Consider the following 11,658-nt stretch of genomic DNA (forward strand, 5'->3'; position numbering starts at 1 on the left):
TCACCCATGGTTCCCCGAAAGTGACAGCGGTGACGAAAGCTTGGCGACCGCGCGGGCGACGACCTCGCCCGCCTCGTCCTGGTGGGCGTGCCAGTGGGGCTGGTAGGTACCGGCGGGCGTGGGAGCGGCGCCACCGGTGTAGACGACCAGGGCGCGTTCGCCGGGGCGGATCAGGCCCTGCTCGATGGCGTCGAGCGTGCCGGCCAGCGAGTAGAGGCCGGCCCGCTCGCGGGGTGTGCCGTCGGGGTCGAGGGCGACGGCGACGCCGGCCTCCCGGAGCAGGGCGATGGCACGCGGTTCCAGCTGGAGGTAGCGGCTGTTGGTGAGGGCGCGCACGGTGCCGCGGCTGTAGGCGCACAGAGCCCGCATGCGCCGCACGAGGTCCTCGGTGAGCCTCTGGCGGAACAGTGTGGGTTCGAGCACCGGGACCTCGCCAGCCTCGCCCGGCCGCCCGCCGAGGGCCTTGACGAACGGGGCGACGGCCTGCTGCTGGACGCCGAGGAAGCGGGGCACCTGGACGGACTGCGTGCGCTGGAGCTCGCGCAGCCCGGCGTAGAACCCGAGCGGCCCGTACCCGCTGGACAGCGCCTGGACGTGCCAGTCCCACTGCCGGCCCAGCTCGTGTCCGGCGTCGCGCAGGACGTGGGCGCGCAGCTTGTTCGCCTCGTCCTGGTCGGCCGGGGCAGGGATGACCGGGACGCCCAGGGTCTGGGCGCAGGCCGCCAGGACGGCCTTGATCCGGTCCTCGGGTGCGTCGACCTCGACGAACTGCACGGTGTCGGACTCGGCGAGCCGGGGCACGATGCGGCGGCGGGAAGCCGGCGGGTGCAGGATCACCGCGCGCAGGCCGACGTGGGCGGCGTAGGCGGCCAGGGCGTTGGCGGTGTTCCCCGAACTCTGGGCGAGGACGAGCGGCTGCTCCTGCCCCACGTAGCGGGAGACGGCCAGGCAGACCAGCCAGGACTTGAAGGTGCCGGTGGTGTTGCCCGTCGACAGGTCCAGCACGTCGGCGAGAACGCCGCCCTGGGGCGGTAACTGGACGATGCGTGCGCTCTCCTGGAGGCTCGCCCGGCGGATCCGCTCGGGGTCGGCCGACAGGTGCGCGGCATACCGCCGCACGACGTCGTCCTGCGCGTAGATCTCCATGGCCGGGCCCTCCCCGCAACCGCTAACGGGCGGCGGCGAAATGGCTGCGCAGGTACTCGCTCCAGCGGACCGGCGGGTAGTCGGTGCGGCCGACGGGCGGCGCGAACGCCTCGATGACGGCGTCCTGGTCGGCCCCGCTGGCGTAGAGCAGCGAGAGCAGGTCCTCCTCGGGGGCCGTGGCGGGCGGCGGGGCGACCCGGTGCAGGCACGCCGGCCAGCGGTCCCCGGTCCACCGGGCGAGAAGTTGGCCGACGTTGACGGCCAAGGTCCCGGGGACGAACGGAGCGTCGACCCAGCCGCCCTCGGCGCTGTGGAGCTGCAGGCCGCCCAGCCCGTGCTCGCGGTCCAGGACGGTCAGCGCGCCGAGGTCGGTGTGCGGGGCGTGCCGGTACCCGCCCGGCGTAGTCGTTCCCAGACGGCGCAACGACGGGTACCACTTGAACGCGCCGACATGGGTGGGGTCGCACCGCAGCGCGGTGAAGTGATCGGCGGGCGCGCCGAGTGCGTGGGCGCACAGCGTCAGCAGTTCGTCGCTGAGCGCGCGCATCGACCGCAGGTACTCATCCGCCAGCTCCGCGAGCCGGGGCACCTGCGAGGGCCAGCGCTGCACGCGGCGCTCGTCGAGGACCGCCGAGCCGGTGGCACCGCCGTCCCGGAAGCTGAACGTCTCTCTCAGGTCGGCCGGGCCCCCTTGGGCGTTCGGGTAGTCGGTGCTCCAACCGCTGCCGCCCCTCTCGGCGCGGTAGCCGGCCTTGACCGACTCGGGAAGTGCGAAGAACTCCCTGGCGAGCGCCCGGAGTTCCCTGAGCAGCTCGGCCGGGACCTGGTGCCCGGTGACCAGGCAGAAGCCGTACGAACCGAAGACGGCGTCCAGCTGACGGGCCACCTGGTCGCGATCGTGCGGCTCGCCGGTGCGCCAGCGCTCCAGGTCGATCAGCAGGTCGGTACCTTCGGCGGCGGTTCGGGCGGTGGGGGTCATGTTCGTCCTCGTGCTCGCAGTGGTCCGGCGCCGCTGACGTTCCCGGGTCGCACCCGGCTCGTCGCGGTCCATCTAACCGGCGCTCCCACCTCGCCCCGGCATCCGACAGCCGAAACTCACCTGCACGAGTGATCATTGGCCCGGCGGACACCTCCTCGGCCGGCTCCGCCGCCACCATGGGGGCCGAACTCGGGGTCGCTGTCCGGGCGGACCCCCGGCCGTGCCGGCACCGCGCCGCGCGGCCCCGGAGCGGAAGTGAGCACGCGACGCATGGACGACACGGGCCTGGACCGGATCGCGCAGTTCGCCCGGCAGGAGATCGGCCCCTACCTGGCCGCCCACCCGGAGGACCGCTACCCCCTGCCCCTGGTGCGACAACTGGCCCAACTGGGCGCCTTCGGGGCGGCCGTGCCGACCCAGTACGGCGGAGGTGACTGGAGCCGGCGCGACCTCGCCCTCATCGGATACGAACTGGGCCGCGGCTGGCAGCCGTTGGCCGCTCTGGTCGGCACCCACCTCAAGCTGTGCCGGCAGGTGACGCAGCACGGCACCCCACGGCAGCGCGAGCGCTGGCTCGACGCGATGGCCCGCGGCGAGAGCGTCTTCGCCCGCGCCTACCACGAACAGGGCATCGGCCACCCCTCCCAGCTGCGCACCCGCGCCACCCGGCGCGGCCGGGCCGCCGTGCTCAACGGACGCAAGAGCTGGGTGACCAACGCGCGCAACGCCGACCGGGTACTGGCGATCGCCCGCGGCGACAACGCCACCATGGGCGTCCTCGTGGACCCCGCCCGGCCCGGGGTTACCGTCGGACCCGAGCTGCCCAGGCCCGGCCTGCTCGGCGTCTCGCTCGCCGAAATCACCTTCCACGACTACGAGTTCGATCCCGAGGAGGACGTGCTCGGCGGCTGGGGCCACGACCTGACCGCCTCGCTGCTCGCCCACGACGTGACCAGCTACACCGCCCGGGCCGTGGGCTCGGCCGACGCCGTCCTCGAACACGCCGTGCGCTTCGTGCGCGACGGCCTGACTCACCGGCCGGCCGACGTCCAGGGCGCCATCCGCCTGCGGACGGGCGAGTTGGCGGCCAAGGTCGCGGTGATGCGGACGGTCTGGCGCGCCCTGCTCGACCCGCGGCCGCCCGAGGACGGAACGCCTCCTGGAGCGCCGAACCCGCCGATGACCTCCGCGGTGGCCAAGGTGTTCTGCACCACAACCCTGCTGGACGTGCTGCGGGAGGCAGCCGCGCTGTGCGGCGGGGCCGGCTACGCCGCAGCCGACCACGCCCTGGGACGCCACTACCGCGACGCGCTGGCACTGCCGATCATCGGAGCGCCCAACGACGTCCTGCTGTCCCGGATCGGCGAACACGAGCTGGGTGCGGACCGGTCGTCAGGACCGGTGCCGGATCCGTACCCGGACCGCTGACCCGACAAGATCCGAATCAGCGGATCCACCTCGCCGGCCGGGCCAGGGGGATGGCCACGCCGCCCGGGTGGCGGGCGGTCAGGTTGCGACCGGGGGGATCTGGTTCGGGTCGGTAAGTGGTGCGGCGTCGCCTCCGTGACGCCGCACCACTTACCGGTGTGAGCCGAGCTCAGCGGAGGGACGGTGCTGCGCTCCGGGTCATTTCGCTGCGGGACCTTCCGTGTAGTTGTCCGCTTGGGTGCTGCTGTACTTGCCGTGCGGGAGGGCGAAGGTCTGCTGATGAAGGTCGGAGCCCGTGGGGACGGGGCAGGCGCAGGTCACGTGGTCGAAGTGGTTCGCCGCCTGGACTCCCCCTTCGGTGAAGGTCTCGGCGTTGTTCCCGGTGTCGTTCACGACAGCGTAGGAAGCCGGCGTGCTGAGAGCGAACTCAGTTCACTCTCATTTCACATCGCGCGTCCCAGAGCCTTCGACGCGCGTCAGCCGCACTGCGTTTCCGCAGGTCAGAGACGTGCTGACCTGCGGAAACGACAAGAGATCGAACTGCGTTTCCGCAGGTCAGAGCACCTACTACAGGTCGTAGTACAGCTCGAACTCGTGCGGGTGCGGCCGCAGCGCGATCGGGGCGATCTCGTTGGTCCGCTTGTAGTCGATCCAGGTCTCGATCAGGTCCGGGGTGAAGACGCCGCCGGCGAGCAGGTACTCGTGGTCCTCCTCGAGGGCCTGCAGCACGGCGGGGAGGGAGGCCGGGACCTGGGGTACGCCCGCGTGCTCGTCGGGGGCGAGCTCGTAGAGGTCCTTGTCGACCGGCTGGATCGGCTCGACCTTGTTCTTGACGCCGTCCAGGCCCGCCATCAGCATCGCGGAGAAGGCGAGGTAGGGGTTGGAGGACGGGTCGGGCGCCCGGAACTCGATGCGCTTGGCCTTGGCGTTGGAGCCGGTGATCGGGATCCGGATCGCGGCCGAGCGGTTGCGCTGCGAGTAGACCAGGTTGACCGGGGCCTCGAAGCCGGGGACCAGGCGGTGGTAGGAGTTCACCGTGGGGTTGGTGAAGGCCAGCAGCGAGGGGGCGTGCTTGAGCAGGCCGCCGATGTAGTAGCGGGCGGTGTCGGAGAGCCCGGCGTAGCCCTGCTCGTCGTAGAAGAGCGGGGCGCCGTCGGCCCAGAGCGACTGGTGCACGTGCATGCCCGAGCCGTTGTCACCGAAGATCGGCTTCGGCATGAAGGTGGCCGTCTTGCCGTTCCGCCAGGCGACGTTCTTGATGATGTACTTGAACAGCATCAGGTCGTCGGCCGCGTGCAGCAGGGTGTTGAAGCGGTAGTTGATCTCGGCCTGGCCGGCGGTGCCGACCTCGTGGTGCTGGCGCTCGACCTGAAGGCCGGAGGCGGCCAGCTCCAGCGACATCTCGGCGCGCAGGTCGGCGAAGTGGTCGACCGGCGGGGTCGGGAAGTAGCCGCCCTTGTACTTGACCTTGTAGCCGCGGTTGCCGCCCTCCTCGATCCGGCCGCTGTTCCAGGCGCCGGCCTCGGAGTCGATGTGGTAGTAGGAGGCGTTCGCGGTGGTCTCGAACCGGGCCTCGTCGAACACGTAGAACTCGGCCTCGGGACCGAAGAAGGCGCTGTCGGCGATGCCGGAGGAGGCCAGGTAGGCCTCGGCCTTCTTGGCCACGTTGCGCGGGTCGCGGCTGTAGGCCTCGCCCGTGATCGGGTCCTGGATGAAGAAGTTGATGTTGAGGTGCTTCTCCTTGCGGAACGGATCGAGCCGCGCGGTCGCCAGGTCCGGGACCAGTGCCATGTCCGACTCGTGGATCGCCTGGAACCCGCGGATCGACGAACCGTCGAACATCAGGGTCTCGGCGGGGTCGAAGGTGGCCGCCGGAACCGCGAAGTGCTGCATGACGCCCGGCAGGTCGCAGAACCGCACATCCACGAACTTGATGTCGTTCTCCGCGATGTAGGCCTTGACCTCATCCGCATTCTTGAACATCGATGTCCTCCTCTGCCCGACCGCGACGAGGGCCGGGATCAGACCTGCACGGACCAGTCGTCCCAACCGGCCACGGTGCGGGCCACCTTAGGAACAGGCCGTTTCCTGGCTATGACCCGATCGTTTCGCCCATGTTAACCGGCGAGCCCGAATGGGCGGCAAAGTCACCCGGGTGGGGGCAAAACGTGCCGGGGGCAGCGCCGTTCTCCGCAATTGGTCTGAACCACTGGAAGGGGCCGCGCCACGCGGATTCACCCGCAGGGGGAGTCGACGCCGGCCGCTCCGGTATGCCCGGCTACTGTGGGTTCGTGGACAGCAGAGAAGCAATGGGATCGTGGCTGGAAGGCCCGAAGGCCGCCGCCGAGCGGATGGGTGCCGACTTCGGCTACCGCGGTGAGCGGCTCGGTCGCCCGCAGCAGGGTTCCGGCGCGGTGGCCGGCCCCGGCCGGCGGATCGGCGCGCTCTTCGCGGACGGCTGGATCGCCAGCCTGATCGCCTTCGGCCTGCTCGCCCACGGTGACCCCGCCAAGGCCAACCTGCTCAGCCTGCCGGTCTTCTTCGCGATGAGCGCGCTGCTGCTCGCCACCACCGGCACCACGATCGGCAAGCGGCTCTTCGGCCTGCGGGTGGTGCGGCTGGACGGCGGGCGGGCGACCATCCCGCAGGTGCTGCTGCGCACCGTGCTGCTCTGCCTGGTGGTGCCCGCCGCGGTCTGGGACCGGGACACCCGCGGCCTGCACGACAAGGCGGTCGCGACGGTCGAGGTGCGGATCTGACCCCGAGGTTCTTGACATGTGAGGTTCTTGAAATGTGGAGAGGCCCCGCCGGTCGGCGGGGCCTCTTTGCGTATGGGTGCCGGTGGCGCGGCGGCTCAGCGAGCCTGGCCGCCCTTGGGCATCCGGGCGCCCTTGGGCATCGGGCCCTTGGGGATCGGTGCCTTGGAGAGCAGGTCGCCCAGCGCGCGCAGGCGGTCGTTGGTCTCGGTGACCTGGGCGGGCGTGATCGCGCGCGGCAGCCGCATCAGGTGGATCTGCAGCTTCTTCAGCGGCACCTCGCCCGGCCCGTCGCCGACCATGATGTCGTGCACCGGCACGTCGGCGACCACGCGCGCCATCTTCTTCTTCTCGGCGGCGAGCAGCGGGCGCACCCGGTTCGGGTTGCCCTCACCGATCAGCGCGATGCCGGGGCGGCCGACCGCGCGGTAGACCGCGTCCTGGTTGCGGGTGACCGCGACCGGGGTCGGGTTGGCGCTCCAGCCGCGCTTGATGTTGTTCAGCACGGCCGCGGCGGCGCCCGGCTGGCCCTCCATCTGGCCGAACGCGGCCCGCTCGGCCCGGCGGCCGAAGACGATCGCCGCGGCCAGGAAGCCCAGGATGAAGCCAAGGATCCCCACGATGATGGGGTGACCGATCAGGAAACCGATGGCGAGGAACACGCCGAAGGTGAGGAGGCCGACGCCCCCGATGATCAGGCCGATCTTGGTGTCGACCTTCTGGGTCATGATGTACGCCTGGCGGATCTGCTTGAGCCGCCCGGGAGTTTCGGATGTTTCCCTCGCCATGAAGGCCATGCTACGTGGCGGGGACATCGGAACACGAAGCACGGTCCCGATTCGGCGCAACCGTGCGGGAAATCGTTACCCCAGGTGAGCGAAGGGGGCGCGTCGGACGGTGCGCGGGCAGGCCGGCCCGGGCCGCCGCGCGGTCGGCCGCATGGCGGCGGTTCTCGCAGACCGCCGACCAGGCGTTCAACTGCGCCTGGCGTCGACCGCCCGCCAGCAGCACGCTCTCCGCCAGCCTGATCGCCGTGCCGATCGTGGTACGCATCGCGGCCACTCCCCTCGCCGAGCCTGCGTCCAGTCTCGGCCGCCGTTGTTAAGCCCCCGTGACCCGCGGGTCAAACCCCGGTGAAACGCCGGTGGGGCCCGGAGGTTCCTCCGGGCCCCACCGCACGCACGACCGTCAGACCGCGGTCCGCTCGCGGTGCTCCAGCGCCTGCCGGTAGAGCCGGCCGGCGCGGTAGGAGGAGCGGACCAGCGGCCCGGACATCACGCCGGCGAAGCCGAGCTCCTCGGCCTCCTGCTGCAGCTCCACGAACTCGTGCGGCTTGACCCAGCGCTCGACCGGGTGGTGGCGCAGCGAGGGACGCAGGTACTGGGTGATGGTGATCAGCTCGCAGCCCGCGCCGACCAGGTCGGCCAGCGCCTGGCTGACCTCCTCGCGGGTCTCGCCCATGCCCAGGATCAGGTTGGACTTGGTGACCAGGCCGGCCGCCCTGGCCTGGGTGATGACGTCCAGCGAACGCTCGTAGCGGAACGCCGGGCGGATCCGCTTGAAGATCCGCGGCACCGTCTCGACGTTGTGCGCGAGCACCTCGGGACGCGAGGAGAAGACCTCGGCCAGCTGCTCGGGAACCGCGTTGAAGTCCGGGATCAGCAGCTCGACGCCGGTGCGCCCGGCCGCGCGGTCCGCGGTCAGTGCGTGCACCTGGCGGACCGTCTCGGCGTACAGCCAGGAGCCGCCGTCCTCGAGGTCGTCGCGGGCCACGCCGGTGATGGTCGCGTAGTTGAGGTCCATGGTGACGATGGACTCGGCGACCCGGCGCGGCTCGTCACGGTCGAAGTCGGCGGGCTTGCCGGTGTCGATCTGGCAGAAGTCGCAGCGCCGGGTGCACTGGTCCCCACCGATCAGGAAGGTGGCCTCGCGGTCCTCCCAGCACTCGAAGATGTTGGGGCAGCCGGCCTCCTGGCAGACCGTGTGCAGCCCCTCCTTCTTCACCAGCGACTGGAGGGCGTTGTACTCCGGGCCCATCTTCGCCCGGGTCTTGATCCACTCGGGCTTCCGCTCGATGGGGGTCTCGCTGTTGCGGACCTCCAGGCGGAGAAGCTTCCTGCCGTCGGGCGCGACAGCGGACACGTGCAGCTCCTAGATGTAGACGGGGTACCCCCAGGGTACGCCTGTGCTTGTACGGTCTGCGCCGGGCTCACGCCCCGCATTCGCAGGGCAACAGTGGCCGGCGCCGCCTGATTCCCGGGGGCTGATCCCCGGGTGACCACCAGCTCGCGGTCAGCGGTTCAGCGGGCCGGCGGCGTGGTCAGGGCGTGCTCAGTGGGCCAGCGCGGGCTCGGGCAGCTCGGCGAGGACCTCCGCCAGCCGCCGTTCCACCACCGGCGCCAGTTCGGCGACCGGGACGTCCCGGCCCAGCTCGCTGGAGAGCGAGCCGACCCCGGCGTCCCGGATCCCGCAGGGGATGATCCGGTCGAACCAGGTCATGTCCGGGTTGCAGTTGAGCGCGAACCCGTGCATGGTCACGCCGCGCGCCACCCGCACCCCGATCGCGGCGAGCTTGCGGTCGTCGCCGCGCTGTCCGGCGTTGGACGGCGCGTACTCGGGGCCGGCCAGCCGCGGGTCGATGCCGAGCGGCAGGCCGAGTCGCAGGGTCAGCCTGCCGATGTCGATCACCTTGGCCGGGTCGGGCACGGCGTCCGGCAGCTCCTGGCCCAGCACCCAGACCCCGCTGCGGCCCTCGACCCGGCTGGTCGCCACGCCGAGGTCGGCGCAGGCCCGGATCAGCGCCTCCTCCAGGCGGCGGACGTAGGCGACCACGTCCATCGGCTCCGGCAGCTTGACGATCGGGTAGCCGACCAGCTGGCCCGGACCGTGCCAGGTGCCCTCGCCGCCCCGGTTGACCTGCACCACCGGGGTGTCGTCCAGCGGCAGGTCCTCGGGCTTGGTCCGCTTGCCGGCGGTGAAGACCGGCGGGTGCTCCAGCAGCAGCACGGTGTCGGGGATCTCGTCGGCGAGCCGCAGCGCGTGCAGCCGCTGCTGCTCCTCCCAGGCCTCCTGGTACGGCACCGCGCCTTCGCCTATCCGCATCCGGACGAATCGCACGTTCTCGCTCACCGCTGCTCCTTGCCCAGGTGTTCGCGACCAACCTCGCCACTGTACGCCCGCTCGCTCACCCGTCCGAAGCCGCCCGCGTCGGCCCCTGGCGGACGGGGGCGCAAAGGGTACGCGCGCTTCAAACCCCGAGCGCCGCACCTTCCTCAGAACGGGCGCCCGTCCGTCACCCGTTCGGAGGACTGCCCGCGCAGATCCGCCCATAGCGCCCGAATGCTCGCTACATTCACGCCGATTCCCGACAGGGGCGTCGCGCAAGGCACCGGGGGGCCGGACCGCGGCGTTCGAGAGGTGTTGACTGACATGCCCCAACGGCCTGCAACCGACGACAGTCCGGCCTACGGTCCGCTCGACCCACTGGACCCGCACGAACGCCATGGCGAGCCGGACCGTCCAGGTACGGCCGCCCTGCCCGGGCAACGCCACGACGACACACCGCTGCTGGAACGCCGGGTGCACGCCCCCGACGACCTCCACCACGGTGTCGACGAGCTCCACCCCGGCACCGACCGGCTCCACCACGGCCCGGGCGACGGCGAGACCGCCGCCGAGGAGCACGACCGCGCCCCGGGCGGCCTGCCGCTCGGCGCGGACCTCGGCACGGACGAGGACGGCGCCGCCCGCACCGAGGCGAGCCGCGCGCAGAATCCGCTGCTCGCCGCGCTGATCGAGGAGGCCGGCTTCTCGCACGCCGGCCTGGCCCGCCGGGTCGACCAGCTCGGCCTGGAGCACGGGCTCGACCTGCGCTACGACAAGACCTCGGTGACCCGCTGGCTACGTGGTCAGCAGCCGCGCGGCGCCACCCCGGCGCTGATCGCCGAGGTCTTCACCCGCCGGCTCGGCCGCCGGCTCTCCGCCCAGGACATCGGGCTGGACGCCTGCGCCCCGGTCTACGCGGGCCTGGAGTTCGCCGAGACCCCGCAGGAGGCCGTGGACATCGTCGCCAGCATGTGGCGCAAGGACACCGGCCCGCAGTCCGAGCTGCGCCGGATCGCCTTCACCCCGGCCGGCCTGGTGGTGCCCAGCCGCGACTGGCTGATCGGGCGCAGCGACGAGCAGGTGGCCCGGGACGGCTCGGCCGGGATCTACGTCTCGGGGCCGGACGGACCGCTCGCCCGGCTCGACCCGACGGCGGAGCACGGCGACCAGCCGCCCCGGGCCGGCGCCGGCCCCGGTGGCCGCGGCACGGCGGCCGGGCGGGTGCCCTCGCAGGCCCGCCGGCCGCTGGTCTCCGGGACCAGAACCGCGACGCTGCCCGCGCAGAGCGGCCCCACCGCCGACCCGAGCGCCCGGGGGAGCCGGGCCGGCCTGCGGGTCGGGCGCGGCGACATCGCCGCCGTCCGGGCGGTCGGCGACCTGTTCCGGGCGCTGGACAACGCCTACGGCGGCGGCCACGCCCGGCAGGCCCTGGTGCGCTACCTGGAGAGCGAGGCCGAGCCGATGCTGCGCGGCCGCTACGGCGAGCAGATCGGCCGGGCGCTCTTCGCGGCGGTCGCCGACCTCACCAGGCTGGCCGGCTGGACCTCCTTCGACATCGCCGCGCACGGCCTGGCGCAGCGCTACTTCGTCCAGGCGCTGCGGCTCTCCCAGGCGGCGGGCGACCGGGTGCTCGGCGGCTACGTGCTGATCACCATGAGCCAGCAGGCGGTCCACCTCGGCCACGGCCGGGAGGCGGTCCAGCTGGCCAGGGTGGCCCAGCAGGGCGTCGGCACGGCGGCGCCCGCCACCGTCCAGTCGCTGATGCACGCCGCCGAGGCGCGCGGGCACGGGGTGCTCGGCGACGTCCGCTCCTGCACCACGGCGCTGGTCCGCTCCGAACGCGCGCTCGCGCTGGCCCGCAGCGGTGACGAACTGCCCTCCTGGGCCCGGTTCTTCGACGAGGCGCAGCTGGCCGACGAGTTCGCCCACTGCTACCGCGACCTGCAGCAGTGGCGCCCGGCCGCCCAGCACGCCGAGAAGTCGCTGCGGCTGCGCGGCGCCGCCTACGCGCGCAGCCGGGTCTTCTGCCGGATCGTGCTGGCCGCCGCCCGGCTCGGCATGGGCGACGTGGACGAGTCCTGCGCGCTGGCCACCGAGGCGCTGCGCGCGGCGGGCGAGATGCGCTCGGCCCGCACGGTGGAGTACCTGCGCGACTTCCACCGCCGGCTCGCCCCGTACCGGAGCAGCGCGGCGGCCCGCGCCTTCGAGGAGGCGGCGCGGCAGGCGGGGGTGCTCTGAGCGGTT

At 72.3% G+C, this 11,658-nt stretch carries 10 protein-coding genes; 3 read left to right on the forward strand and 7 right to left on the reverse strand.

Annotated elements, in window-relative coordinates:
• Both P3T41_RS00600 and P3T41_RS00605 read right to left on the reverse strand, forming a co-directional pair.
• Positions 1–1,146, reverse strand: coding sequence for a pyridoxal-phosphate dependent enzyme (locus P3T41_RS00600; RefSeq protein WP_280686907.1), 1,146 nt, complete (start codon positions 1,144–1,146; stop codon positions 1–3).
• Between the two features lie 22 nt (positions 1,147–1,168).
• Positions 1,169–2,125 carry a 2-oxoglutarate and iron-dependent oxygenase domain-containing protein gene (locus P3T41_RS00605; protein ID WP_280686908.1) on the reverse strand — a complete coding sequence of 319 codons (957 nt, stop codon included), beginning with the start codon at positions 2,123–2,125 and terminating at the stop codon, positions 1,169–1,171.
• 255 nt (positions 2,126–2,380) lie between these two features.
• On the opposite strand from P3T41_RS00605, the gene P3T41_RS00610 reads away from it, so the two are divergent.
• The gene (locus tag P3T41_RS00610; protein WP_280686909.1) at positions 2,381–3,553 is read left to right on the forward strand and encodes an acyl-CoA dehydrogenase family protein; all 1,173 of its coding nucleotides are present in this window, start codon (positions 2,381–2,383) and stop codon (positions 3,551–3,553) included.
• A 198-nt stretch (positions 3,554–3,751) separates the two neighbouring features.
• Here the strand turns inward: P3T41_RS00610 and P3T41_RS00615 are convergent, their stop codons facing one another.
• Both P3T41_RS00615 and glnA read right to left on the reverse strand, forming a co-directional pair.
• On the reverse strand, positions 3,752–3,946 hold the full coding sequence (locus tag P3T41_RS00615; RefSeq protein ID WP_280686910.1) for a hypothetical protein: 195 nt from the start codon (positions 3,944–3,946) through the stop codon (positions 3,752–3,754).
• 174 nt (positions 3,947–4,120) lie between these two features.
• Positions 4,121–5,536: a type I glutamate--ammonia ligase gene (gene glnA, locus P3T41_RS00620; RefSeq protein WP_280686911.1), complete on the reverse strand. Its 1,416-nt coding sequence runs from the start codon at positions 5,534–5,536 to the stop codon at positions 4,121–4,123.
• A gap of 308 nt (positions 5,537–5,844) precedes the next feature.
• Between glnA and P3T41_RS00625 the strand changes: the two genes are divergently transcribed.
• Entirely contained in the window at positions 5,845–6,312 is a 468-nt protein-coding gene (locus P3T41_RS00625; protein WP_280686912.1) for an RDD family protein, read from the forward strand.
• Positions 6,313–6,407: 95 nt separating this feature from the next.
• Here P3T41_RS00625 and P3T41_RS00630 read toward each other — a convergent pair whose 3' ends face one another.
• The 3 genes from P3T41_RS00630 to lipB form a co-directional block, all read right to left on the reverse strand.
• Positions 6,408–7,097, reverse strand: a complete 690-nt coding sequence (locus tag P3T41_RS00630) for a DUF4191 domain-containing protein (RefSeq protein ID WP_280686913.1) — start codon at positions 7,095–7,097, stop codon at positions 6,408–6,410.
• A gap of 400 nt (positions 7,098–7,497) precedes the next feature.
• Positions 7,498–8,451 carry a lipoyl synthase gene (locus P3T41_RS00635; RefSeq protein ID WP_280686914.1) on the reverse strand — a complete coding sequence of 318 codons (954 nt, stop codon included), beginning with the start codon at positions 8,449–8,451 and terminating at the stop codon, positions 7,498–7,500.
• 189 nt (positions 8,452–8,640) lie between these two features.
• Positions 8,641–9,411: a lipoyl(octanoyl) transferase LipB gene (lipB, locus tag P3T41_RS00640; protein WP_280687305.1), complete on the reverse strand. Its 771-nt coding sequence runs from the start codon at positions 9,409–9,411 to the stop codon at positions 8,641–8,643.
• 327 nt (positions 9,412–9,738) lie between these two features.
• On the opposite strand from lipB, the gene P3T41_RS00645 reads away from it, so the two are divergent.
• Positions 9,739–11,652 carry a regulator gene (locus P3T41_RS00645; protein ID WP_280686915.1) on the forward strand — a complete coding sequence of 638 codons (1,914 nt, stop codon included), beginning with the start codon at positions 9,739–9,741 and terminating at the stop codon, positions 11,650–11,652.
• Positions 11,653–11,658 lie beyond the last annotated feature (6 nt).

Origin of the sequence: Kitasatospora sp. GAS204B, from assembly GCF_029892155.1 — a bacterium.
Taxonomy (GTDB): domain Bacteria; phylum Actinomycetota; class Actinomycetes; order Streptomycetales; family Streptomycetaceae; genus Kitasatospora.